Origin of the sequence: Paenibacillus sp. FSL K6-2862, from assembly GCF_038005125.1 — a bacterium.
GTDB lineage: Bacteria > Bacillota > Bacilli > Paenibacillales > Paenibacillaceae > Paenibacillus > Paenibacillus illinoisensis_A.
In genome coordinates, this window is sequence record NZ_JBBOSN010000001.1 from 6,275,844 (window position 1) to 6,302,091 (window position 26,248).

The 26,248-nt window shown below is 51.3% G+C and carries 19 protein-coding genes; 3 read left to right on the forward strand and 16 right to left on the reverse strand.

Translation table 11 applies throughout. The annotated features are described in order from the left end of the window. Nucleotides 1-56 precede the first annotated feature (56 nt). From MHB82_RS28400 to MHB82_RS28420, 5 genes are all read right to left on the reverse strand, one after another. Nucleotides 57-2,120, reverse strand: a complete 2,064-nt coding sequence (locus tag MHB82_RS28400; RefSeq protein ID WP_341176402.1) for a glycosyltransferase family 2 protein — start codon at nt 2,118-2,120, stop codon at nt 57-59. A 20-nt stretch (nt 2,121-2,140) separates the two neighbouring features. Beyond that, the gene (locus tag MHB82_RS28405) at nt 2,141-4,093 is read right to left on the reverse strand and encodes a glycosyltransferase (protein ID WP_341176403.1); all 1,953 of its coding nucleotides are present in this window, start codon (nt 4,091-4,093) and stop codon (nt 2,141-2,143) included. Then, complete coding sequence (locus MHB82_RS28410) at nt 4,056-6,212, reverse strand: glycosyltransferase (RefSeq protein WP_341176404.1); 2,157 nt, start codon at nt 6,210-6,212, stop codon at nt 4,056-4,058. The genes MHB82_RS28405 and MHB82_RS28410 overlap by 38 nt, the downstream gene beginning before the upstream one ends. Nucleotides 6,213-6,291: 79 nt before the next feature. Beyond that, nucleotides 6,292-7,698 (reverse strand): DUF6385 domain-containing protein, encoded by a 1,407-nt coding sequence (locus MHB82_RS28415; RefSeq protein WP_255247956.1) that lies wholly within the window; start codon nt 7,696-7,698, stop codon nt 6,292-6,294. A 43-nt stretch (nt 7,699-7,741) separates the two neighbouring features. Then, the gene (locus MHB82_RS28420) at nt 7,742-8,236 is read right to left on the reverse strand and encodes a DUF6385 domain-containing protein (RefSeq protein WP_095360138.1); all 495 of its coding nucleotides are present in this window, start codon (nt 8,234-8,236) and stop codon (nt 7,742-7,744) included. Nucleotides 8,237-8,427: 191 nt separating this feature from the next. Between MHB82_RS28420 and MHB82_RS28425 the strand changes: the two genes are divergently transcribed. Both MHB82_RS28425 and MHB82_RS28430 read left to right on the forward strand, forming a co-directional pair. After that, nucleotides 8,428-8,970: a hypothetical protein gene (locus MHB82_RS28425; RefSeq protein WP_341176405.1), complete on the forward strand. Its 543-nt coding sequence runs from the start codon at nt 8,428-8,430 to the stop codon at nt 8,968-8,970. 9 nt (nt 8,971-8,979) lie between these two features. Further along, nucleotides 8,980-9,585, forward strand: a complete 606-nt coding sequence (locus MHB82_RS28430; protein WP_341176406.1) for a hypothetical protein — start codon at nt 8,980-8,982, stop codon at nt 9,583-9,585. A gap of 90 nt (nt 9,586-9,675) precedes the next feature. Here the strand turns inward: MHB82_RS28430 and MHB82_RS28435 are convergent, their stop codons facing one another. The 7 genes from MHB82_RS28435 to trhO all read right to left on the reverse strand — a co-directional run bounded on the left by MHB82_RS28435 (nt 9,676) and on the right by trhO (nt 17,144). Continuing rightward, a complete protein-coding gene (locus MHB82_RS28435) occupies nt 9,676-10,995 on the reverse strand; it encodes an MFS transporter (RefSeq protein ID WP_341176407.1) in 1,320 nt (439 codons plus the stop codon). A gap of 79 nt (nt 10,996-11,074) precedes the next feature. Then, nucleotides 11,075-12,253 carry a winged helix-turn-helix domain-containing protein gene (locus MHB82_RS28440; protein ID WP_341176408.1) on the reverse strand — a complete coding sequence of 393 codons (1,179 nt, stop codon included), beginning with the start codon at nt 12,251-12,253 and terminating at the stop codon, nt 11,075-11,077. Between the two features lie 164 nt (nt 12,254-12,417). Then, the gene (locus MHB82_RS28445) at nt 12,418-13,212 is read right to left on the reverse strand and encodes an ABC transporter ATP-binding protein (protein WP_341176409.1); all 795 of its coding nucleotides are present in this window, start codon (nt 13,210-13,212) and stop codon (nt 12,418-12,420) included. 2 nt (nt 13,213-13,214) lie between these two features. Then, nucleotides 13,215-14,075, reverse strand: a complete 861-nt coding sequence (locus tag MHB82_RS28450) for an ABC transporter permease (protein WP_236146853.1) — start codon at nt 14,073-14,075, stop codon at nt 13,215-13,217. A 149-nt stretch (nt 14,076-14,224) separates the two neighbouring features. Continuing rightward, nucleotides 14,225-15,280 (reverse strand): ABC transporter substrate-binding protein, encoded by a 1,056-nt coding sequence (locus MHB82_RS28455; RefSeq protein WP_341176410.1) that lies wholly within the window; start codon nt 15,278-15,280, stop codon nt 14,225-14,227. Nucleotides 15,281-15,593: 313 nt separating this feature from the next. After that, nucleotides 15,594-16,235 carry a helix-turn-helix transcriptional regulator gene (locus tag MHB82_RS28460; protein WP_341176411.1) on the reverse strand — a complete coding sequence of 214 codons (642 nt, stop codon included), beginning with the start codon at nt 16,233-16,235 and terminating at the stop codon, nt 15,594-15,596. A gap of 21 nt (nt 16,236-16,256) precedes the next feature. Then, nucleotides 16,257-17,144, reverse strand: a complete 888-nt coding sequence (gene trhO, locus MHB82_RS28465) for an oxygen-dependent tRNA uridine(34) hydroxylase TrhO (RefSeq protein ID WP_341176412.1) — start codon at nt 17,142-17,144, stop codon at nt 16,257-16,259. A 417-nt stretch (nt 17,145-17,561) separates the two neighbouring features. On the opposite strand from trhO, the gene MHB82_RS28470 reads away from it, so the two are divergent. Continuing rightward, nucleotides 17,562-21,614 carry an InlB B-repeat-containing protein gene (locus tag MHB82_RS28470; RefSeq protein WP_341176413.1) on the forward strand — a complete coding sequence of 1,351 codons (4,053 nt, stop codon included), beginning with the start codon at nt 17,562-17,564 and terminating at the stop codon, nt 21,612-21,614. Between the two features lie 99 nt (nt 21,615-21,713). Here the strand turns inward: MHB82_RS28470 and MHB82_RS28475 are convergent, their stop codons facing one another. The 4 genes from MHB82_RS28475 to MHB82_RS28490 all read right to left on the reverse strand — a co-directional run bounded on the left by MHB82_RS28475 (nt 21,714) and on the right by MHB82_RS28490 (nt 26,197). Further along, nucleotides 21,714-22,820, reverse strand: coding sequence for a hypothetical protein (locus MHB82_RS28475; RefSeq protein WP_341176414.1), 1,107 nt, complete (start codon nt 22,818-22,820; stop codon nt 21,714-21,716). A gap of 60 nt (nt 22,821-22,880) precedes the next feature. Then, nucleotides 22,881-24,386: a sensor histidine kinase gene (locus MHB82_RS28480; RefSeq protein WP_341176415.1), complete on the reverse strand. Its 1,506-nt coding sequence runs from the start codon at nt 24,384-24,386 to the stop codon at nt 22,881-22,883. Beyond that, nucleotides 24,383-25,093 carry a response regulator transcription factor gene (locus MHB82_RS28485; RefSeq protein WP_110758457.1) on the reverse strand — a complete coding sequence of 237 codons (711 nt, stop codon included), beginning with the start codon at nt 25,091-25,093 and terminating at the stop codon, nt 24,383-24,385. Before MHB82_RS28485 ends, MHB82_RS28480 begins: the two co-directional genes overlap by 4 nt. A 225-nt stretch (nt 25,094-25,318) precedes the next feature. After that, on the reverse strand, nt 25,319-26,197 hold the full coding sequence (locus MHB82_RS28490) for a helix-turn-helix transcriptional regulator (protein WP_341176714.1): 879 nt from the start codon (nt 26,195-26,197) through the stop codon (nt 25,319-25,321). Nucleotides 26,198-26,248: the final 51 nt, after the last annotated feature.

Here is a 26,248-nt window from a genome sequence, read left to right on the forward strand (position 1 = left end):
AAGCTGTCAAACGCTAGCAATTGGGTTGGCTGTTATGTGGGTGAAAGCCGGGTATGTCAGAGATGGACGAATAGCATCTTACAGCGGGATGCAAAGCCTTCGGTTGCTGATGCGCCGGGAGATGTCAGGCGCAGCAGCATGTGCAGCCCCGGCGAAGATACATTCGCCGGGCGGCCAGAGGCGGCAGGCTGAAGCGCGATATGCCGGGCCCTCCTGGCCCATTCCTGCGCGGCGGACTGCCGCCCGGCGAGCAGCGCGAGCGTGCCTGCCAGCAGTGCCTCTGTGGCACCAGCTGCGGCGGGCATTTCGTCCATGAAGGGCTGCTGCATGGCCGGCGGCAAGCCGAATAGCTCCAGCAGCCCTTCACGGACGCTTGCGGGCGCGCGCAGCAGACCGCAGCGTGCCGCAGGCGGAAGCGCCGCGAGCAGCGCCGGGGCTGCACCTTGCGGCAGAGCCTGCAGCAGGCGCAGCCATGCGGCCCAGGCGTTCACGCGCGCGAGCGCCTGCGCAGCGGCGTGCACGGCCTGCAGCGGCGCAGCTGCTTCGGCGCGTGACGCAGGGGCTGCGCTGCGCGGAGCAGCATTGCACGGCGCTGCATTGCCCGCCGCCGAGCCGCACAGCAGCGCATCGGCAGCATGTGCCGTTGCAGGGAGCGCGCATGCTGTGCGGCCCTGCAGCGGCTGGTGGGCGCCTGCGCATGCAAATGCGCGCCCATCGCTGCGCTTGTGGCCGAGCGCCCACAGCGCCAGCGACGCCTCGGGCCCGAGCTGCGCATGCGCTGCCCAAGGCTGCAGCGATGCCCGCGCTGCTGCATCTTCGCCCAGCTGGGCCAGCACCAGCCCGGCGGCGAGCGGCTGCTGCCGCAGCACAGCCGCCAGCGGTGCGGCATGGCGCAGCAGCCATTCCGGCCGGTGCGCATCCAGCGCGGCCGGAACAAGTGCCTGCCATGCAGCAGGCGGCAGCAGTGCACGCGATGCGGCATCTGCAATGGCGTTTGGCCGCTCGGTGGCTGCGGCCAACAGCAGCAGTCGCTGCCACGCAGCCATGCTTCCGGGCTGCGCTGCCAGTGCAGCAATATAGGCTGCCTCAGCCTCTTCCCAGCGGCCCAAACGCTCATGCGCGATGCCTTCCAGCGTTAGGCTTCGGTACGTTCCGGCACCTGAAACGGAAGTGTACTGTCCGGTTGTTTTCGCTGCGGATCGAGCCTTCTTCAACCAGGCCAGCGCTGCTTCTTCTCTGCCGAGGTCCAATTCCAGCACCGCGCCAAGTTCCAGCACATCCGCGAAGTCAGCATATACAGTAGTCCACGCCTGTACCACAGCCAGCGCCCGTTCCGGTCGCCCACTTTCCCTTAAGGCATATGCTGTTTTGAGTACCAGATCCGAATGATAACCGCAGGATGGCCCAAGCCGGGCAAGCAGCGGTTCCAGCAGTCGCAGTGCCTCATTGTACATCCCTTGCTGAAACCACTCCGCAGCCAGCGCATACAGCAGCTCCGGCTGCTCATCGGCCCCATCGTTCAGAGCGGAACGAATCAGACGCATATTCCGCTCTGTTTTATTTTTGCGTACAATTACTTTTTCCAGATAGCCATAATGCAGGACTTCCAGCTCCGAATACACCAAGCCTTCAGGAGCAAAAGCCAGGATGGATGATGCGACCTCTTCGTGGATTCTACCCTTGAATGTAATCCGGCGATCGTTCCTGAATAAGCGGCACACCGCATCCGTCACCCGTTCTTCACCAGACCGCCCCAAGAGACTCGTCACCTTGATCCAGTATCCCCAGACATGATCAGGGCTCACGGGTAGTATGTGCGTAAGCTCTGTCTTCATTTGCTCCGTCTGCCCCCATACTTCATCTGCATCCAATACCAGAATCCAGGGCTGGGTTGCAGCGGTAAGAGACTGATTGCGAGCAGCAGCAAAATCCCCGTTCCATTCTGCACGAATGATCTTGGCACCATAGAGGGCGGCAATTCGAAGCGTATCATCTGCTGAACCGGTATCGACAATGATTATCTCATCCACGATTCCCCTGACAGATTCCAAGCAGCGCCTAAGACCATCCTCCTCGTCCTTCACAATCATGCACAGGCTGATTCCAGGCTCCAAGCTCATCCCTCCATACTGACAATGATTCAGATCTCAAAACCATCCGGTCCCGGCAATTCCAGCCGAAGCTGTTGAATCACTGGCCAGCAGCGGTGACGTTCACCATTCGGTTCTCCGGCCAACTCCTGTAAATGATAATCTGCGGCACCTACGAGACTCTTCGCCAGCCAGCCCGCTCCTGCAGCGGTATTGAAACCTCCGACAAAAGGTTCCTGCACATATTTCGAATTCCGGTTCAGCGCTTGCCCTTGATGGAGCTCTTCCGACGAGCGGACATCCGCTGCCAAAAATCGTTGGCAGATCTGAACGAGCCCAAGCAGCTCGGCCCATTTACCGGAGTGTACGCATCCCTCCATCAGCAGAGCCAAGGCCTGCCAGCCCTCGTAAGCTGTTGCTTCAGTCTTTGATTCAGCATCACCAGGCTTTCCATTGACTTCGGCATTGGCATTAGTACTGGCAGTGGTATGCAAGACGGCCTTCTCTTGTCCTGCAGATTGTTCTGGCCCCGATTGCACACCGTGATTCAGCCATATCGTTAACGGATCCGATGCTGCTGTCTCTCGCCCTTCCAGCCAGTTCACACGCTCCAGCCAACTGGCTGCTTGGAGCGCGTAATCACCTTTTTTACGCCGAACGGTATCCAGCTTGAGCCTAGCCTTGTTCCATCTCCCCTGTCCGATATGAAGCAGCGCCTCAGCAAATGACAGCCGTTCTCTCATTTCCTTCGAAGGTTGCGAAGCTGCGCCTGGCAGCATCTCCAGCGCTGCATCATAACAACGGGTCTGCTCCAGAATGCCAATGATCTTGTGAGTGGCCTCTTCGGAAGACAGGGCGAAACGATGGGTAATCAGTGCGGGTATAACCGATTGCTGCCCCGATACCCGCATGATCCGGAATATTCGGTAGAGAGGTGGCAGCAAACTGGATTTGGCACGTACGGCTTCCACGTAAGCATCGACTGCACCCTCAAGGTCTGCCCGCCCTTCCAGCAGCCGCCCGAGGGCGTACCAGGTCTGATAGGTGCCCATTCCTTCTTCCGTATGGTACACAGGAGGCGGCGGTCCCAACTGAATGGCTTCACGCAATGAATGCTCTGCCTGCTCCGTGTGACCCAATGCTTCCTGACACACTCCGCGGTTATGCAGCAGATCCGTATAATCCGGGAATAACACAAGTGCTTCCTCAATGTGGCCCAATGCTTCCTGCCAGCGATTCAAGTGTTGAAGGCATCGTAACTCATACTTGAATAACAAGTGGGCATAACTGGTCACCAGAGGATCGATGCCTGCCTTAGCCACACGAAAGGTCTGAAGTGCCCGCTCCGCTTGCCCCACACGCAAGTACTCGACGCCGAGATTATAATAATGGAACGATTGCTCCGGCTCTTCCTCCACCGCCTGTTCCAATAATTTCAGATTCCGATTCACCTTGCCCTTGCGCTCCACAACCGCAGTCTGATAACCATAATGATGGATCATCATGTCTGTCACATGAAAAGCAGCATCCGGATTCTTCCGGCAAATGGCCCCTGCAATCTGTTCATGAATCCGCCCTTCGAACCGATGCTCAGGAGCATTACGGAACAACCGCAATACCGGATTCACTGTAGCTCCCTGCTGACCCGTACCTGTATAGTTATGAATGTTCAAAAACAATCCGTCGCATGGGCTGGCTGCCGTCCAGCTCCGAAGCTGCTCCTGCGCTGCTGCATCCAGTGCCTCGTCCGCATCCAGGAACAGAATCCATTCCCCTGTCGCCTGCTCCAGACCTGCATTACGTGCAGCCGCAAAATCATCACACCACACATATGGCACTATCCTAGCCCCGTATTGCCGCGCAATATCGTTGCTCCGATCCGAAGAGCCGGTGTCCACGACGATAATTTCATCTACAGCTCCCTGGACACTCTCCAGACATTGCGCGAGCCACTCCTCCTCATCCTTAACGATCATGCATAGCGAAATGCGGTTGCTCGGCAAGCTGGTTCCTCCTCTCTCTGGCATGCCAATCTGTACGCCAAGGAATGCCTTGGGCTGTCCTTAACCTTTGAAGAAGGGCATCCTGCTCCGCTATAAGGCCCGGGTTAGAAGGAGAGCGAATCAGCTCCATTTGAATAACGCCCAGAGCCAAATACAAATAACTTATGGCAGCTCCGGCTCGTGCCTGATGCGATCCTGTATCTCGCTCCAGCGCCTGCTGAAATAGAGACACAGCCTGATCGTAATGCCCTTTGGCAAACAACGCTTCCCCGAGGTAAAAGGTACCCTCAGCATCCAGCTTCCCTTCCGTCATGCAGCCAATTAGGAGATCAGCGGCCGCCCGGGTATATCCTTCGCGATAAAGAATGCCTGCAAGCCATCTGCTGAACTCTATACATCGGTCCTTATCCGTGCATCCATCCATCCACTTCTCAAACCACTGCTGGGCCACTCTCAATTGTCCTGTTTGGACAGATCGCTGCACGATGTCCCGGACCAAGTTAAGCGCAGGCGATTGCAGTACTTCAGGCAACCTTTCCCCACTCTGTCTCATGGGGCTCCACGCCTGCACCTGTTGTCCTCTGAACCACCCGTCCACCGTCCCCCAGACTTCGCGATCTTCCTGCTCAGATGACTCCAGAAAAGCAGGAGAAAGGCCTGATCCACTGGCCCAACAAGCAACTGCCCATTCCAGTCGCTGCTCGGGCAGGAGAGGTTCGACACTCACATCACGTTCACCCCACAGCTGTTCTGCAAGTTGTACGGCTTCCAGGCGCCGGCCCGCACATAACATCCAGTGCAGCTGAACTGCAGGGTCAATCTGAACCTTCCGGGCCAGATCCTGGAGCAGGGACAAAGCCTGCCCATAAGCTCCGCAGGATGCAAGCGCGTGAATAATCTTCCTGATCTCATCTGCACCTTCTCCTGTATGGTCCTGCTCCCGCAAATTCAACCGTTTCTTCCAGCGAAGCAGTAATGCCTCAGCAATGACCTCATCGGATTCTCCAGATTGCTGCAATACATCTGCGAGCCCCTGCAGTGCAGGGGGATATGCAGACATGTAGTCCAAGGCCAGACCATACAGATGGGCCGATTCCTGCAGGAACCCTCTCTTCTGTGCCAGACGTGCCATGGCGGTATAGGGTCTGTATGTGTCTGTACCTTGTTCATGTACATATTCGGACTGACTGCGAACATCTTCGGATGTATCCACTGCTCTTGCATAGAATTGATAGGCTCGTTCTTCGAGACCTTGTTGTTCAAGAAAGTCACCGTATAGAAAGTGAAGGTCAGCGTAGTCCGGGTAATGCTGCGTTTCCACTGCCAGAAGCGCGCGGCCTTTATCATAACGTTCCAGGGCTCCAAGAACTTTCACATAATCGCGCACAAGTGTAGACCGGTACGGTGCACCAAGCTCCGTTAGGCGCAGTGAATGGGCAAACGAATCCGCTGCCTTCCCCATCTCTCCCAGCTGGCAATACGTCACTCCCAAGTTGTAGAGATGAAAAGGCTGATCCGGGTGCTCCTTTAATTCCTGCTGCAAAAGTTTAAAATTCCGCAAAGGTTTGCGCCCCTGAGCGATTTGGGAAGCAAGATACCCATCATGCCCAAGCCGCAGCGGAGCCACGGGGTCGGATTCCTGCCTGGTGTTCTCCGTATCATCACACACCAGCTGCTCATGAATTCGACCTTCATAGCGGTATCCGTAACCCGATCGAAACAGGCGTACTGGCTGAAAGATAACTTGATCTTCCGTCTTTTCATCGATCCGATTCTCTATTGTCACTTTTAACTTCGATACGCTCTTATGGACTGTGGGCAGATAATTCATTAACTCTTCCAAACCATCTATGGCATATTCATCCGCGTCTACACACAGAATCCACTCGGTACCTGCCAGCGGCAGGCTAATATTGCGTGCCCGTGCAAAGTGATCTTCCCACTGGGCATGAAGTACGGTTGCCCCGAATTGTCTCGCGATCGCTGGCGTGCGGTCACCCGAGCCTGTATCTGTAATAAACCATTCCATACCGGGTTGATAGAAACTATTCAGACAGCGGGGCAAATGTTGTTCCTCATTTTGAACAATCATGTGAATTCCAAGCAGCCTGTTCTGCATATGCTGTCACCTCCAACGCAAAAAAGTACATGAAGTCCATTAAATGGGACTCCATGTACCTATATGATTGAGAACCTGGTTATGTGCCTTGTCCATTGAAGAACACATCGATTGTACTTGGTGCACCGATGAGACTGGAACGATAGGAAAGGCGTGTATATTTGAGAAAACGCTGGGGAACCAGTACATCCACGGAGCCTGCCAGAATTCCCGTTACTGTCGTCACATCCGTGTACCAGTTCGAGCCGTTGGCGCTGATTTCTACCTGGGCATCCACACGATTGATCCCTGGCCCCCTGTTGTATACAAAGAAGGAATATGTGCCAAATACACTGGTTGTCACCGCTGGTAGAGGCGTAAACGTATTGGCAGTGGGAGTATTGATCAGCTGCGATTCCTGGAAGCTCTTTTGGGAAATCGACGTTACGCTGCTAAGTGTTCCGGCTGTGATGGTCGCGCCGAGTACACTGGTGATCGTTCCGTTCAGTAGATTCGACAACGTTCCCGCGGTAATTGTGGCACCAAGCACGTTCGTGATTGTACCGTTAAGCAGGTTCGTTAATGTTCCGGCCGTGACCGTTGCACCAAGTACACTGGTGATGGTTCCGTTCAGCAAGTTTGTCAGCGTGCCCGCCGTGATGGTCGCGCCGAGCACACTTGTGAGGGTACCATTCAGCAGATTCGTCAACGTTCCGGCTGTAAGCGTCGCTCCCAGAATGCCTGTGATTGTACCTGCAGTAATCGTCGCACCCAGTACACTGGTGATTGTTCCTGCTGTAATTGTGGCACCAAGCACATTCGTGATTGTACCGTTAAGCAGGTTCGTCAAGGTGCCTGCGGTTACCGTGGCTCCGAGTACGCTGGTGATTGTTCCTGCTGTGATTGTGGCGCCGAGTACACTCGTAATCGTACCATTCAGCAAGTTCGTCAAAGTCCCCGCTGTGACCGTGGCCCCAAGCACGCTTGTAATGGTTCCGGCTGTGATGGTTGCTCCAAGTAAACTTGTAATCGTACCATTTAACAAGTTCGTCAGTGTGCCTGCCGTGATGGTCGCTCCGAGCACACTCGTGAGGGTACCATTCAGCAGGTTCGTCAACGTTCCCGCTGTCACCGTAGCTCCAAGCACGCTCGTAATGGTTCCGGCTGTAATGGTTGCTCCGAGCACACTGGTGATCGTACCATTCAGCAAGTTCGTCAAGGTCCCCGCTGTCACCGTAGCTCCAAGCACACTTGTAATCGTACCTGCTGTAATGGTGGCCCCGAGTACACTCGTAAGGGTACCATTCAGAAGGTTGGTGATTGTGCCTGCATTAATGGTGACCGTCGTCAAACCCGAGATGTTACTGATCGTTCCGTCCAAAATGATCCCGACAACATTACCACTCGTATCCGTTCTGACGGGCTGGGCCGTACCGGTAGCATCCTGACCAAAGATCAGGGTCCGCAGATTGTCCGGATTCGTGTTAAACGTTGTGAAGTTAGGCATAAACCCCGTCCTCCTCCCTGGAAATCAGTCATGTTATTTCACCTTAGGGCATGCGCTGTGCCTGAAAGTAAACATCCAGCCTGGTGGGTTGATCCGGTTCCACCGATTGAATCGCAAGCCGCGTATATCGAAGGAACCGCTGCGGAACCAAAGCTTTGGTTTGGCCCTCCGCAATCACCTCCTGGCTGTCCACCGCATAATCCACTGCATTGGGACTAATCTGGATCTGTACCAGAGCCGGATTCTTGCCCCGGTTCACAATGCCATATGTGTACAAGCTGAGCGATGATGTATCCTGAGCAGGAAGAGCACTGGTGGAACTGCTGGTTTCGGCCCCGACATAGGTATGCTCTGTAAAACAGTGAGTAGCACCAGGGAGTATCGTGCGTGAGGGACGACCCTGCTTGACCCGGGGACGATTAATCCGGGAACAAGGAGGTTTCAGCAGTTTAGCGCGGCAGGATCGGCGGGGTCGGCGGCGGCTCACATATTTAGTTGGTCTCAATCTCTTCTTGCTTCGCTTCGCTGTTCGGCTCATCTCGATTCCCCTTAAAAAATGTGCTTCCGCATCGTATGCCCGGACTTAAAATACGGGCACGGCATCTGCCGCGATTTTCAATTTTGCCGTTCTTGCCCCAAACGCTTCCTCGATGTTGTACATACACTGTAAGTACAAGGACGAGAGTATCATTTGCATACCAAAGTCAGTTCAGTTCTATCAAATCGGAGGTGGGTAAGATAACGAACTATAACGTGTTCAACCAATCTAACGGTCCCCTGTTTACCCAGCTTACCAATACATTTTCCGCCCCCGGAATAGAGGCTTCGGCAGAGAGCGGTGCAGCCTCGGCCGGCAGCTTCTTCGCTTTAACCACCAATAATGCCGCGATTCCTTCCAACCAAAACCTACTTCTGCAAATTCTCAATGCTGCTGGCAGCGGCAGAACCTTGCGAATATCGAGCATATCAGGTGGAACAACCGCTGCGGCTACGCTTGTCGTATATTCCGGGGGTACTGTTACGGTGGGAAGTACACCCGTCCCAGTGAATACATTGCTTGGCAGTACGAATACCAGTGTAGTCACGACGAGGCAAAATACAGGGACGCTGGGCGGTGCGTTTACAAGCCTGCTAAGTCTTCCGCTAACCGCCGGCATGTTTCGGATGAACTTCAACGGTTCCATTATCGTGCCACCGGGACAGACGTTATCCGTTAGCGTGGGTGTTGGGAATCAGACGGCAGCCATTAATTTGTTCTGGTGGGAATTCTGACAGATAACCATGAAGGAAAGGGTGGTGAATACCTTGCCGAATAATAATGTGTTCAACCGGCTAACTCAGCCTGTGTATACATCCAACACCAATACCTATACATCTCCAGGCATTGTTGCCCCACCGGAAAATAATGCAGGAATCTCTGGGAGCTTGTTCAATTCTGGCACAACCAACTCCACCACCCTTGGATTATTGGGCGGAAGCGTAATTGCGACGGTCCAGTTAAGCAACCCTTCGGGAAGTGGGAGAACGCTGTACTTATCAAAGCTCTCCGGTGGAATTACGGTTGCACTCAACCTCCTGTCCTCCTTCAGCGGCTCCATGGTCCTGAGTGCCAATGGAACACTGACCTCGCCAAGTACGCTGCCATCCGTGAACAGCAATCTGTCCAGTACCAACACCAGTGTTGCAATTGTACGATTTTCCACCGCTGCACCTACCGGAGCAACTACGCTAATGACGATGCCTTTACAGGCAGGGCCCTTTTCATCCAGCGTATTTGGGAGCTATGTTGTCCCCCCAGGTCAGGCCATTAATCTGACGGTCAGTGGTTCTCTTTCCGTTGGAGGCTTGCTGGCGTCCACAGCCTACTTTGTTTGGTGGGAGGTCTAATGGCCACCTCTACCTTTCCAAATGATCAAAGCCGCCTCCGGCGAACCGGAAGCGGCTTTAGCGTATTTCTTTTCACACCAGATATAGATGTTATACGTGTTCCTTCAGGACATTGCCATGTGATTCCCGGATTCCCCACAATACACGCTGCAATACGATGCCTGCCACTCCAATAGCGAGCGTAGCAATGCCGATGAATTGAAAGGTAAGGTCGGGCCCCATAATATGAATCAGCGCACCACCTGCCAGCGGAGCAACGACAAGCACAACACTGGACATCGAATTTTGGATGCCGAAGACACGTCCTACATAAGCAGGAGGGGTTTCCTTTTGCAGCAAATAATTCAAAGTGACCATAGAGAGGCCGTTTCCGAGACCAATGCACAGCCCCCAAACGATAATCCATACATCCGGGGTAAGGGGAACTACCCAGCCTAGTGCAGCAATACCTGCGCCAATAAGGACAAAACCTCCACCGAGCCCCCATCCATAACTGACTCGCGGCAGCCGATTCAGCAGCAGAATCATGATAACAGCACCTGCACCTGCCGATGAGCCCAGCCACCCGATCAAAGTTTCATTCCCCGGCTTGATGCTTCGGAAAAGGGTTACGAACTGATAATCAATCATCAGAATGGCCATTAGGCCCAAACAGCCAAACAACAGCGTGCATAGAATGGCCCGGCTGTTTCGTATAAAGCTCCAGCCTTTCGTCCATTGCGTCAGCACCGATTCCGTCTCTGCTTGGTCCTGCTGATCTTGTGTCTCATTACCTATAGAGTGTTCCGGCTTCTCCGTTAACCGTCGCAATGGCCATAATACCAACCCGGATATTAGACGGGTGCAGGCATTGATCACAATACAAATCTGGGGTGAAAATACCGCCAGGATGACGGCACCCAGAAGCGGTCCGGCCACCTTGGAGCACTGTCCGACAAAGCCGTTCAGAGACGATGCCTGAAACAGATGCTCCTCGGCCACCACTTGACGCGTCAGCGCCTGCTGGGCCGGAATGTGGAATACGCCCATCATGGCTCGCAGGGCCAGAAGCGGAAGCAGCCATGCCGCGCTTGGGGCGAACAAAATGGCAACCGTAAGCACAACGGTGATTACATCACAGAGCAGCATGATCTTTACTTTGTGCAGACGATCTGCAAGTGTACCCGCGACCGAACCCAGCAGGATACCCGGGACAGCCATACAGACGGGAATCAGTGCGATGATCAGTGGATCGGCACCCCATCGATAGGCCACCAATATCTGAATGGCAAGGGCATCGAACCAATCCCCGAAGGTAGCGAGCGCATACGCGATAAACATGCGCATGAAGCGGAAGTTGGTCCACAAACTTTCGGGTGGCATTTGGGACGAAGGTGATGAGCGATGAGATTCATTTGAAACAGTATTCATTATGGGGGTTTCCTCCTACTCCTCTGATTACAGCCTTGTTGTCAGGCTTACATGTCCCTTGGCTGTAATCATACGAGAGTTATATCAGAGGAAGATCAGACGCTGGAGAAAATGGGGATAAATACGCGCGGACTTCATTCGTAATACGCTGCCCATACATAGGGACACCGTATTCTTTGGCAATTTCAGCATAGACTTGACGGTATTTATGAACCAGACGTCCCTCAATGCGGTGGTGTGCCATGAATAATAAGATCTGATTCGCTGAATTAATGTATAGTGGTGCGTTCAATGTCATTTTGAGAACATCCAGCCCGTCATCCATTCTAGGCTCTGCTTCTCGAGCTCTCCCCTGCCTCAGCAGCCACAGCCCCTCCATGACCTGAAATCGTCCAATCTCACGCAAATATGGCGCGTCCTTCAGACTTGAACGTAACATGCTCATCTGTTCTTCTACTCTTTCACCACTGCCGCCCCACAACTCTACATACAACTCCGACAGGGATACGGGCAGCTTGAAATTGATCAGATGATCTGTCTCAATGACGTGATACGTCTCTACTAATTGTGCTTTGGCACGCCGATATTGGCCAACCTCTGCATAGACCTCGACAATATTCAAGATACGGAGCTCCCGAAGCTGATCCGCAGACAGCGCGGGTGAATTCAACGCCCGCTCATACAGATGCAAACTCTCCGCTGGTTCGATTAACGCATGTACAAAAATCAGCAGCCAGTATAAACGCTCCTCAAAAGGGAATTCCTCGGTGGTCATTAGCCATTCCAGATCCCCCTGGATAAAATGGATATACAGCTGATAGAACGAATCAATCTGGATACCCAGAGCATCCTGCTGATCAAACAAGGTTAACATCGATTTCCCCTGTCCAAACAAATGATATTTGCGGAACAATCCATGAATCACTTCCCGCATCTCCAGATCGTGTGCGGAGGGGTTCGCGGGCAGCACTGCCATATTCGTCCGTATGGTTAGTCTGTAACCGTAGCCCCGCACCGTATCCAGCGAAACTTCTTCCCAATGCTTCAGTTTCTTACGCAGCCGGTACACATGGTCATCCACAGTGCGTTCAACCGGATACTCCAGCGGCCATACGCTATCCAGCAGCTGGCTGCGGGTAAATGCCTTTTCCTTGTTTTCATATAGAAAATGAAAAAGCGCGAATTCCTTCGCGAGCAGCTGGATGGAATCCGTGCGCCGGGTTACGGTATATGTACCTTCATCAAATTGCAATGACATGCCTGTTCCCCCTGTATATGCTTGCTTATCTCTTGTTTGGGTTCATTCATAATGTGATTAAACTAAACCTGGTATTCGTTCATGTAGAAAACAACATACCACAAAAAACCTCTTGCGGGTACGCAAAAGGTTTTCTGTATAATACGCCCAGCGTATGGACTGGCTTAGCCAAGTACCACGCGGTCGTCTGCCATCTTTTTGCCGCTGATGCGCTCGAATTCGCCCAGCAGCTCAGGTACGGTCAATGTGCGCTTGCGCTCTTCACTGACGTCCAGAATGATTCTGCCCTTATCCATCATGATCAGACGGTTACCCAGACGAATCGCTTGCTCCATATTGTGAGTTACCATCAGGGTCGTTAATTTCATCTCACGGACCAGCGTTTCGGTCAGCTCGGTAATCAATTCGGCACGTGAAGGGTCAAGTGCCGCCGTATGTTCATCAAGCAGCAGAATCTGCGGCTGGGTAAAGGTTGCCATCAGAAGGCTGAGTGCCTGGCGCTCCCCGCCCGAGAGAAGACCCACTTTGGCATTGGGACGCTTATCGAGTCCAATCCCCAGCTTCTGCAGCTGGGCGTTGAAGATCTCCCGTCTTGCCCGGGTAACCCCGAAGCCAAGGCCACGTCCTTTACCGCGTTTATACGCCATTGTCATGTTTTCTTCAATGGACATATGCGGGGCCGTTCCTGCCATCGGATCCTGGAACACCCGGCCGATCCAGCTGCTGCGCTTATGCTCAGGCAGGTTTTTGATGGACCGGTCATTGATCAGCACATCACCCATATCCGGCTTCATTACACCAGATATGATATTCATCAACGTAGATTTTCCCGCACCATTACTGCCGATGACCGTTACAAAATCCCCCGGATTCATCGTCAAATTCACGCCAACCAGTGCTGTCTTCTCGTCTGTCGTTCCCGGATTGAATAGCTTCGTCACATGTGAAATCTCCAGCATGATCACATGCCTCCCTTCGCTTGTTGACCCGTGGATCGCATGAGCTCTTCCGTTCGTTTGCGAGCAAGGCTCTTCTGCTTCATGGAGCGCTGCATGGTTGGGAAGACAAGAGCAATAATGACGATTACCGCGGTAATCAGCTTCAGATCAGAGGTATCGAACCATTCGACCTGAAGAGCAAGCGCAACGACAATCCGGTAAATAATCGAACCGACCACAGCAGCGAGCGTTGCCCAGAATACCGTTCTTGCACCCAGAATGGCTTCTCCGATAATAACAGAGGCCAATCCGATCACGATCATACCAATCCCCATCGTAATGTCTGCGAAGCCTGATTGCTGGGCAATAAATGCCCCGGACAAGGCAACCAGTCCGTTGGACAAACTGACACCGACGATAGTCGTTACATCGGTATTTGCACCGAAGCTGCGGATCATGCGTTTATTGTCGCCTGTGGCGCGCAATGCAAGTCCAATATCGGTTTTCATAAACAGGTCCAGCATGATTTTAAATACCAGTACAACAATGATGATCAGCACCATGACATGCTCGCCCGAGAATGGATTATCCATTCCCATAATGGATTTGTTCGGCGCACCAAGAATGCGCATATTAATGGAATAGAGAGCGATCATCATGAGAATCCCGGATAACAATCCATTGATTTTGCCTTTGGTATGCAGCAGACCGGTACAGGCTCCAGCTATCATTCCTCCAGCCATTGCCGCCAAACAGGCGAGCCAAGGAGAAAAGTCATTGGAGATCATAACCGCCGCGATTGCGCCTCCTGTTGTAAAACTTCCGTCTACGGTAAGATCGGGAAAATCGAGAATCCGGAACGTAATATATACACCAAGGGCCATGAGGGCATATAACAGACCGAGCTCGATTGCCCCTTCGATTGAATTCCAACTTATACTCACGCTACTTCCTCCCTGTCTATCGAAAAGAATGAGGCGAACCCACTGCACGTCCGCCTCGCTTCCGTACTGCCGGTTGTCATCCGGTCAGATTATTGAATAATGTTGTTATCCTGATCTTGTACTTCAGCCTTCATCTCGTCCGTAACCGTGATGCCTTGAGCTTCAGCTGCTTTAAGATTCAGGATCAGATCGAGCTTGTCCGGAACCGTTACTTTCATATCGCCAGGCTTCGTGCCATTCTTCAGGATATCCGCAGCCATTTCGCCCACTTGATATCCATGGTCATAGTATTTGAAACCTACGGTAGCAAAAGCACCTTTTTCAACCGTGTCCCGGTCACTGGAGAAGAACGGAATTTTGTTGCTGTTTGCTGTCTGGATGATTGTATCCACTGCACTGACAACCGAGTTGTCGAGTGTGATATAGAAGGCATCCACTTTGCCTACCAGAGAGTCTGTTGCCTGTTTAACTTCAGATGTATTCGTAACTGGAGCTTTGACCAGCTTGATTCCGTGTGTTGCCAGTGCTTTTTCGGCATTGTCTGCCATGACAACGGCATTCGGCTCGCCCTCGTTAATGACCAAACCTACCGTTTTTACGTCCGTCATGTATTTCGCGATAAAATCAGCCAACTGCACAATTGCTTCCGGATTCGTATCCGATGCACCAGTGACATTGCCGCCTGGCTTGTCCAAGTCACTAACCAGTTTGGCACCCAGCGGGTCCGTTACTGCTGCGAAGAGCAATGGCTTTTCTTTGACCTGCTGAGCCAGTGCCAGTGCAGATGGGGTAGCAATCCCGAGCACCAGGTCATTCTTCGAATCCCCTGCGATTTTTTGGGCAATGGACAGGTTGTTGGTTGAATCCCCTTGTGCATTGTTGTAGTCAATGGTCAGGTTTTTGTTTTCTTCGATTCCCACTTCCTTCAGTGCCGCAATGAATCCTTCACGTGTTGCATCCAGGGATGGATGTTCCACAATTTGCGAGATGGCAATGCGGTAGGATTTTTCTGCAGTACCTTCACTTGCTGGAGTACCGGATCCTTCGGATTCCGTACCCGTACCCGTGCTGCTGTTATTTCCGCAACCTGCGGCTACAATCATTGAGGCAACCATCATCAGTGACATCCAGAATTTCTTTTTCATGTGAGAACCCCTCTCCATCTTCTAAATGTGTTGCCCATCTCTCATCCTAGTGACACGATAGGGCGGGACAAAGCGAACGCTTCAACGCATTGTTGCTTTTATCGACAAAAGCAGACAAACATAGACATTCCTCATGCGACTGAAGTCCATGACTCGTATTGGTCATTTTGTGTTTCTCTAATATTAAGGTGCGACTTCTTTCCCGTCAATGGTTGTACCGCTTCCAATTTGGTTTATTCCTTAAGCGTGATAGAAAACATTACACAAAATAAAAAAGAGACTGTTTCGAATAATCGAAACAATCTCCTTACGTTCATCCATTTCCCGCGGCTTCGCGAATCTGGTATGTGCATTTTTTGCCGCCCTCAGCGTAACATTCCGTGCGCTCAACATCTGCCTGCAGCAAGGAACGGAAAAGATCCAATTCACAGCGGCAAGCCTGACGATATACGCTCGCTACCTGTACAATCGGGCAGTTCAGCTCTGTCAGCACATAAGAACCGTCTTCTTCTCTCGACGCGTCAGCCATGTAGCCATTAGCATTCTGTATGCGTGCCAATTCCTCCACACGCCCGGCCAGATCCTGGCCCTCCATCTGTGGCAATTTGCTCCGAAGCAGCTTGTCGCGCCGGCTCTCGAATAACGTGTCTACAATGCCTTCACCGGCAGACTCCGTCAGTTCTTCCAGCAATTCAAGCGTAAGCGATGGATAGGATTTTGGGAAAAAACCATCTCCGCGTGCGGTCAAGTGGTACACCGACGATGGGCGTCCGGCTGTGGCCCGAGCCTCCCGAACTTCAATTAGTCCATCCTGCTCCAGTGCCGTCAGATGACGACGAATCGCCATGCCGGTCAGTCCCAGTTCGGCTGTCATTTCTCTTGCGGTCATCGTGCCCTGCCGCTTCAGCATGAACAAAATCCGTTCACGCGTCGTCATTTCGTCTTCACGCTTCACGTGCAGCACCTGCTCTCCTGCTTATGCGTGTACTGGTGCTGCCTCCCGGCAAGCATCCGAGCAAAAGCGGTTATGCGTCTCTTCGCAATCCTCACAGCACACATGCTGCAGGTTGCAGGTTGGACAATTTATATATCGGTCATGTGTCGTTCCACAGTGATAACAGCTGGCAATAACGATATCCTCATCTGTCTGGTTAATCGGCACGGAGATACGTTCGTCAAATACGTAGCACTTACCATCAAACAGTCGACCTTGTACCTCAGGGTCCTTACCGTAGGTTACGATGCCACCTTCCAGTTGAGCCACGTCCTGGAATCCCTCTTTGATCATGAAACCGGTCAGCTTCTCGCAGCGAATGCCGCCAGTACAGTAGGTAATGATCTTTTTGTCCTTCATGTCGCCCAGGTTCTCCCGGATCCACTCCGGAAACTCGCGGAACGACTCAACGTCCGGACGAATGGCTCCGCGGAAATGACCAATTTCGTATTCGTAGTCATTGCGGCCATCGATGACGATGACGTCATCACGTTGCAAATGCTCGTGGAATTCCTTCGGCGAGAGGCGTTTGCCGCTAGTCACGTTCGGGTCCAGGTCCTCGTCTACGCGGAAGGTTACCAGCTCCGCTTTGTGACGAACGAATATTTTTTTGAACGCATGCTCTTCCACGTCATCAATCTTGAATACCATATCGCTGAACAGCGGATTGGCATGCATATCCTTCATGTATTGCTCCGTCTGCTCCGGCGTGCCGGATACCGTACCATTAATACCTTCCGATGCAATTAGAATACGGCCTTTTACACCCAGGTCCTTGCAGTATTGCAGATGTTCTTGAGTAAATGTCTCGGGGTCTTCAATCTTCACGAACTTATAATATAAAAGCACGCGGTACGCGCTGTTACACATGTGTATCACCTGTTCCTATTCCATGTTGATATTGGCCGGATCATCCGACAAGCCTACAACGTTGCAACCTTGCTCATTAAAAAAGAAAATAAACAGCCGCCCGAAACATCGTCTCGAACTGCTGCCCAACATACGACTTTTATTCCTGCACTCTAGTTTATCGGAATCGGAAGGGCTTAGTCAATATAAATGTATAGAAAGGGATGAAAGTTATGGAACATTTCAACCATAATTGAGGTGTCTCTGGAAGATATCAAAATTTATTTTAAATTTGAATTAAAATCATATTCATTTTTGCCTTCGTATCCAGTACACTATGCTCATCATTATATGGCTTACCACTGTAAATCACGAAAGAACAGTGGATGGGGATAAGCATTACGTGAATATATCTATGAGGAAAATGGGGATGAGATTGTGAGTTTAACTTTATTGAAGAAAGTAAGTATCATCTGGTTGGTATTCCTGATTGGACTGAGTGGTCTGTGGAGTAACTCCGGTATTCTCGAACGGGCACAGGCAGCGGGAGCAGAGCCTTACCTTGGGGAGATCAGATTATTTCCCTACAGTGCAATACCTCGGGGCTGGATGCCAGCTAGAGGGCAATCAATGTCGATCACCCAAAATACGGCTCTTTACTCTCTCCTCGGAAATAATTTTGGGGGGGATGGAAAAACAACCTTCTCATTGCCCAATCTATCCGGGGCTGCACCTGATGGCATGGGCTATTACATAGCGTTAAACGGAAATTTCCCTTCGCGTGATGAAAGTATTTATGGTGCGGGACCATCTGTTCTTGGAGAAGTTCGTCTGTTTCCGTATCGGTTCACCCCTCCAGGTTGGTTAGCCTTGAATGGCCAAGAAGTATCCACATCCACTTACAGCGATTTATATCAGATGATCGGCACGACTTATGGCGGAGATGGGAGTACCACATTTAAACTTCCTAACATGCCCAAAATGAACGATATCATTTACTATGGGATTTCTACGGATCCAACCCAGCGTGCTGAGAATGGAACAGGTGACGAATATATAGGTGAGATCATACCTATGCTGGTTAGTCTCCCGACAAACCATTGGATACCGGCAAACGGACTAACACTGCCCATCAACCAAAATCAGCCCTTATTTAGTCTACTCGGCACCAGGTTCGGGGGTGATGGTCAAGTTAATTTTAACGTACCTAATCTCAACAGCAGCCAGTCTGCTTTCGTTTATTATGTTGCCAACACAGGCGTTTTCCCGACTTTAGACGGCGGGGAACTCCCGGAAGCCATTGAAGACAACTATGTTACTAACCAAAGCACCGCTTTGGTTGTTTCTGCCCCAGGCGTACTTTCCAACGATAGAGCCGCTTCTGCCGCTATATTGAAAAGTGGGCCGTTGTACGGAACACTCGTTATGAATGCCAACGGCTCGTTTATGTATACTCCGGTGACTGATTATGTAGGAACTGACAGTTTCACTTATAGTGCTTATAACGAATGGGGTGAAAGTATACCTGTGGCAGTTACCCTGACGATTGAGCAAACTACAGCCCCTATCGTTAGCGGCGTAACCGACGGCAAAATGTACAATCAAGCGGTCACACCTAGATTTAATAATGGAACCGCACTGCTAAATGGCGCTCCATTTACAAACGGCACTACAGTCACGGTAGATGGAGATTATACCCTGGCCGTTACCAATAGCATTGGTACAACAACGATTCACTTTACGGTGGATACTCACCCTCCTATTGTTACAGGCGTTACCCAAAACGGAGTCTATACCATTGGTCCAGTCATCACTTTTAATGAAGGTACAGCGACGTTGAATGGTTTCCCATTTAACAATGGAGATAACGTTCAGGCCGAAGGAGATCATGTACTGATTGTCACGGATCGTGCAGGCAAAACAACAACTATTCAATTCAGCTTTCATACGCCGCGGACCATTCATTTTGACAGTAATGGCGGTTCCGAGGTCCCTGAACAGAACGTGAATTACGGAGACAAAACGAACGAACCTGCTGATCCAACCAAAGCTGGACACAGTTTTGTTGGATGGTTCACCGATTCTGGTTTAAGTCAGGCTTTTGACTTTGACAATACACCTGTAACTACCGATCTTACCTTGTATGCAAAATGGACGATCAACTCCTACACCGTCAACTTTGAATCTAATGGCGGTACTGCGGTCGATGATCAGTCCGTTCCATATAGCGAGTTGGCGACGGCTCCTACTGATCCAACCAAAGCTGGACACACTTTCGCTGGGTGGTTCACCGATTCAGGTTTGAGTCAGGCTTTTGACTTTGACAACACACCTGTAACTGGCGATCTCACCCTTTATGCAAAATGGTCGATTAACTCCTACACCGTCAACTTCGACTCTAACGGCGGTACAGTGGTTGATGATCAATCGATTCAATACGGTGAGTTGGCGACCGCTCCTGATGCCCCAACCAAAGATGGGCATACTTTCGCTGGATGGTTCGCGGATTCAGGTTTGAATCAGGCTTTTGATTTTGACAATACAACTGTAACAAGTGATCTTACCCTTTATGCAAAATGGTCGATCAACTCCTACACCGTCAACTTCGACTCTAACGGCGGTACAGTGGTCGATAATCAATCGATTCAATACGGTGAATTGGCGGCGGCTCCTACTGATCCAACCAAAGTGGGATACGCTTTCGCTGGGTGGTTCACCGATTCAGGTCTAAGTCAGGCTTTTGATTTTGACAATACACCTGTAACTGGCGATCTTACTCTGTATGCAAAATGGTCGATTAACTCCTACACCGTCAACTTCAACTCTAATGGCGGTACGACGGTCGATGACCAGTCCGTTCCATATAGTGAGTTGGCATCGGCTCCTGATGCTCCAGCCAAAGATGGGCATACTTTCGCTGGGTGGTTCACGGATTCAGGTTTGAGTCAGGCTTTTGATTTCAACAACACAGTCGTAACCAAAGATATCACCCTGTATGCGAAATGGTCGATCAACTCCTACACCGTTAACTTCGACTCTAACGGCGGTACGGCGGTCGACGATCAATCGATTCAATATAATGAATTGGTAGCGGCTCCTGATGACCCAACCAAAGATGGGCACACTTTTGCTGGATGGTTCACCGATTCAAGTTTGAGTCAGGCTTTTGACTTTGACAACACACCTGTAACCGGCGATATCACCCTGTATGCGAAATGGACTGCTGACAAGTACACCATCTCCTTCGATACTCTTGGTGGATCTACCGTAGATGATGTATTGATTGAGCACGGGAATAAGCTTACAGCTCCGGTTTCACCAAGCCGTTCAGGCTACACGTTTAGTGGATGGTACGTCGATCCTGAGTTGAAGACACCGTTTGACTTTGATCAAACGGAGATGATCGCCGATCTTACCTTATATGCGAAATGGAACGTAATTCCTTCTCCACCATCAGGCGGCAATGGTAATAACGGCGGTGGTTCCGGTAGCCAGAACAGTAACGGATCGAGCAGTAACTCCTCGTCACCCAACTCGGCGAACTCATCAACAAATGGCCGTTTAACACTGGCAGCGGGGCAGGCAGGGCAAGTAAGTTTGGGAAATGGCATCACATTAACTATTCCTGCCGGGGCGATGAATCAGGAGCTGAAGATCACCATCGATCAGGTTAAAGATTCATCCGATCTGCTGACCAATCAAGCCCAGCTGCTCAGCCCGGTATATGAACTACTCAAAAATGTGACTAAGAATTTCGACAAACCCGTAACCTTGAAGATGGCCTTCGACGGATCAAGCTTGCGAAGCAATCAGCGAGCTGAACTATTTTATTTTGATGAACAAGAAAAGATATGGTTTTCTGCTGGAGAATCCTCTATGGATGGCGATCTGATCCAAGTCGACGTAAATCATTTCACCAAATTTGCTGTATTCGCGGTTGATCAGCCTAACGCTCCAGTAGAAGTCGCATTACACGATATAAAAGGTCACTGGGCGGAAGAGCTCATTCAGCAAGCTGTCCGTGATGGCATCGTGAAGGGATATGTGGATGGATCGTTTAAACCAAACGCATCCGTTACACGTGCCGAGTTCACAGTAATGCTGATGAATGCACTGCAAGCCGATTATGCAGAAGCACCTTTATCATTTACGGACCGCTCAAACATAGGCGCCTGGGCAGAGTCTGCCGTAGCGCGTGCCGTACAGGCAGGATTCATTCAAGGGGACTCGGGCGGTGCCTTCCGTCCAAATGATGCCGTAACCCGTGCAGAAATGGCCGTCATGGTGGCGAATGCCCTGCAATTGAAGACAGAATCCGGAACCAGCTCAACCTTTGCAGATAACGAACAGATTCCTGTATGGGCGAGAGCAGCTGTTGCTGGAATGCAACAGTCCGGGCTGTTGAATGGTAAGGGATTGAACACCTTTGCGCCAAGAGACAACACGACGCGTGCCGAAGCAGTGAAGCTGCTCATGAGTATGCCAAATTAAAGTTCCATAAATAAAGCCTGTGTTCTGGCAGCACCCTCTCTAAACTGTATAAAACAGTTGGAGAGGAGCTACCTTAGAACACAGGCTCTTTGTGTTTAGTTACTCCGAAATCGTAATAACAGAAGTGACAAAGTGATACGATTCATTCTGTAAAACCGCTTGAGACAGCAGAATCTTGTTGCCTTCCGGGCTCCATGCTAGTGGATCGGAGATGTCGTCCATATCGGCCGAGATCTGGAACTGCTCTGCTGATTCCGTGTTGGAGACGAACAGCCCTTTCTCATCATCGCTCTCCGAGTTAATCGTGTACGCAATCTTGGAATCATCCCCGGACCAACTGGTCCCGAAGATCTGAGTGCCTCTGGCAAGCGTCGCCTTCTCGTTGCCTTCCAGATCGGTAAGCACCAGCGCCCGTTTCGTATCCGCTGTTTTTTTCACAATGGCCAGCCTGGTTCCATCATTGGACGGAATAACCCACTCCACGCTCTTCAGGACCTGTTTTACATCACCTGTAGTTGTATCATAGGCATTCAGTTGTCCGTCTTCACCGGTAATATAGTAGATCATACTTCCCGAGACTCTGACGCTGCGCACGTTAAAATTGCCGGTCTCCACCAACACCTTGGTTGTTCCATCAATACTGGCTGAGACGAGGTCTCCCTTCATATTCGGAAAGACAACATGCTCATTATCCAGCCATGCGCCTTCCTGAACGAAACCATCTTCCTCACCCGCATTCACCGACTCCCCGTTGTGCAAATTCAGAAAGAAACCTTTGCCTGTCGATTCCTCCGGCTCCCGGTAGAACAGGTACTGCCCATCCGGTGAGACAATCGGCGAGCTTAGACTGACTTCGCTCTCCTTGAGCGGTGTATCGGTTCCTTTCGCCAGATCGTACATATATAAGTTATGCGGATATCTCTCCTGGCCTTCAACCGTGACGGGTTTCATTGACGTGTTCTCTTTGTCCGATACGATCCAGTCATCACTTAGCCAGGCCACGCCGCGCATATTGGGCAATTTGTCAATTTTCTCGAGTTTAAAGCTCTGATACACCGATGTATTCGTATTGTCTTTTACCGTGATATCCGTGCCCGTTTTTCCGCTTGGTGTACTGCCTCCCGGCGCCGTAGTCCCCCCGCAAGCTGCTGCGGACAACAGAGCTAACGCACCCAATGTACCCAATGCCGCCTGCTTCCAATTCATCATGGTCCCCCCCTGCTTTCTCTGCTATAGACCAAGCATACACATGTCATACTTCCAAAGTTATTCAGACTTGTTTCCAACTTGTAAACTTGAATCGGCGAGCGGGAGAACAAGCTGGAACGTTGTTCCTTCCTCATTCTTCATTTCACCCGGCAGCAGGGTGATCGTCCCGCCCTGTTTCTCTACAAATTGCTTCACGAGTGACAGACCGAGTCCGGTTCCGCCTGTTTTTCTCGCCCGGTCCTTGTTGACGGTATAAAAAGGTTCAAAGATCTTCTCTCTTGCCTCTTCCGGAATCGGCAGACCCGAGTTGTAGATGCGAATCATCGCTTCACGCGTCTGTGGCCGCTGCTCGCTCTGTACCCGAATGATGCCGCCAGGCACGTTATACTTGATCGCATTATCGAGCAGATTGATGAAGATATGCATGAGGCTCTCCCGATCACTGCGGATAACGGCAGGCTGAATGTCCAGCTCCATACGAAGCGCAAACTTCTCAGCTTTGCCTCGCATTCGTCCGCAGGCGTCCTCCAGCAGCGCACCCACCTCTACATCCTCCGCCTGGTTCTCAAAATCATATTTCTCCAATGCCGATAAATGCAGCACCTTCTCGACCATCTCGTATAACCGTTCCGTTTCCTTGCCAATGTTGCTGGATGCATCCTCCAGCAGCTGAGGGTCATCCCGATACATATCAAGCAGTTCCACATAGGCCATAATCGAGGTTAGCGGCGTTTTGAATTCATGGCTGATGTTGCCGATGTATTGTTTCTGCTGCTGCTCCAGTGCCTGCAGCTTCTCAATGGCCAGCTGGAGCTTCTGCTGCTCTGCATGCATGCCTGTAATGTTTTGCTGAATGGACGTGCTCATGTAATAAATGCCTTGCCCCAGTTCGCCCAGTTCATCTTTGCGTTTAACAGGAGATTCGCTGATATACTCGCCTTCCCGAATGGAATCCGCTGATTTCTTCAGCTTGGTTATCGCAACCGCGAACCGATTATAGAATAGGTACCCGAGAATAAAGCTCAATACAACGACGGCAATTCCCGCCCATAGGAACAACTGTAAAATGCGTGCGTAGAATTCATGGTAACTCTGGACAGAGTACTGCATCCATATCGCACCCATCTGACCATCCGGACCATCCAGCGGTGCCGCATAGAGCAGCGTGTCCCCCTGTTCACGATAGGCGATTTTATTTTGCAGAGCATAGTTCAGCGTCTCCTGGATCTCCAGACTCTCATCCGGTGTAATGGACGAGCCTACCTGTGTCCCATTCATGTCATAGAGCGCAATGGGCAGACCTGTCGAGTTCGCCAGTTCCTGGGCCAGCCTGCGGCCATTTTGCTTCAGAAAGGCATCCGTCTCCAGCCGTATGGCTTCCGTATAGTAGGCCTGACGCACATTCAGATTGACGAGACGCGTCTGCTGTGACAGAATGCCCTCGATCTGTGACTGCTGGTTGCGTTCAATTCCTCGCAGAACGAGTGAACTGAGCACCCCAACGGTCAGGATGAGCAATGCCGCCAGAAACACGCTGAATTTCAGCTTGATGCTGACCCTCATGCCGAACCGCCCGGTTCAGGAGCTGACGCTTTATAGCCAATGCCGTACACCGTCTGCAGCTTTTGCTGATCCGTATCGCCGATTTTTTTGCGCAAACGCTGAATATGAATATCCACTGTGCGTGTGCCTCCTGCGTATTCCATGCCCCACACCCGATCCAGCAGATCATCACGGGTGTACACCCGCTCCGGATTAGACATCAGGATCGTGAGCAGGTCGAACTCCTTGGGCGTCAGATCCAGCTTTTCTTCCTTCACCGTCACCGTCCGGTGAGCCACATGAATGCGCAAGTCCCCATTAACGATGGCCTGATTCTTCTGCTCGTCTGGCGGTGGGCTGCTCTTCTCCACCCGGCGCATGAGCGCCTTCACCCGGGCGAGCAGCTCGCGAATCTCAAAAGGCTTGGTCATGTAATCATCGGCGCCCATTTCCAGTCCAACGATTTTGTCCACGATGTCATTTTTCACGGTCAGCAAAATAATGCCGATATCCTCGCGGTCCTCCAGTCTGCGGCATACGCCGTATCCATCGAGCCTTGGCATCATGACATCCAGAATCATGACCTGCGGATGGAATGATGCCACCTTGACCAGTGCCTCCTCGCCATCATTTGCTGTCTCCACTTCATATCCTTCACGCCGGAGCGCATAAGCAATGGCACTGACGATGCTTGATTCGTCATCTACCACAAGCACTTTTTTAGTCATCGGATTCATCCTTTTTATTGATGTCATAAGTTCTATATTCCTGGATCTATGTTAACAAGGTCTGGCCGGATAATCCATGGAGGACGATATGATTTATACAACAAGCCGTATTCTCTAAGCTTGGACTTCGCTCCACTTTTTTTATACCCGTACAAGGCAAAAAGACCTCACCTGGAATGGATCGGCCTTCGTCTTTTACCACTTTTGAGCTTACGAACGATCAAGCTATTCTTCAAACGACAAATTCATCGGCTCGTCCGACATCTCAACTTCCGTCTCCATATGGGTCAAGGGCGTATTCAGGTCTACTTCCTCGAAGCGGAAGCTGTCCACCCAGACCTTGCCTTTACCGTTCAGGATCACGCCAAACGAGATTACTGCGCTCTCTGCGGGAACATCCAGCACAATGCTGTATTGATTCCAGGGCTGTGTTCCCGTAATCGGCCTGTCATGCATATTATCAAACTGCAGCACGTCCTGGACATGATTATCCACTCGCATCCATAGTCCGCAGAATGCGTCCACACGATCGGTTTTGACAAAGCCGGACAGCTTCATCCGTTTCCCCACATACTTGTCTGCAAGGAATTGCTGCATCATCGTGGCAAACTCATTCGGCTCCATTGGTGTAACGGCCTTCAAATACCCCGATGCCTTCCCTTGATGTACTTCGGAAGGATCAATGCCCATCTCATAATTTTGCGGGTGGCTTCCGGTTAACATCCAGCCTTTGATTGCCGTTGCAGAATTCATCTTTAACTCTCCTCCTCTGGTTTTTTGATCGAATATTCTCAGATCGAACAATTTGCGAAAACGTCCAGGCGGCATGCCATACATTTTGCGAAAGGCCCGGGTGAATGCTTCCTGACTTTCGAAGCCGCAGGCGAGAGAAATATCCAAAATGCCTGCATCCGTGGAGCGCAGTGCGGTAGAAGCCAAGCTCATCCGGCGATGACGAATGTAATCGATAACGGTCATGCCCACCTCATCCCGGAATACCCGGTGATAGTGATACGGCGATAACAAAGCCTCCGACGCCACCTCTTCCAGTCCGATCTCCTCATGCAGATGTGTCTCAATATAGAACAAGCTGTCCTGAATCATCTCCTGATAACGGCTCAAGTGGAGATTAACCCCCTTCCATATCCTTACTAT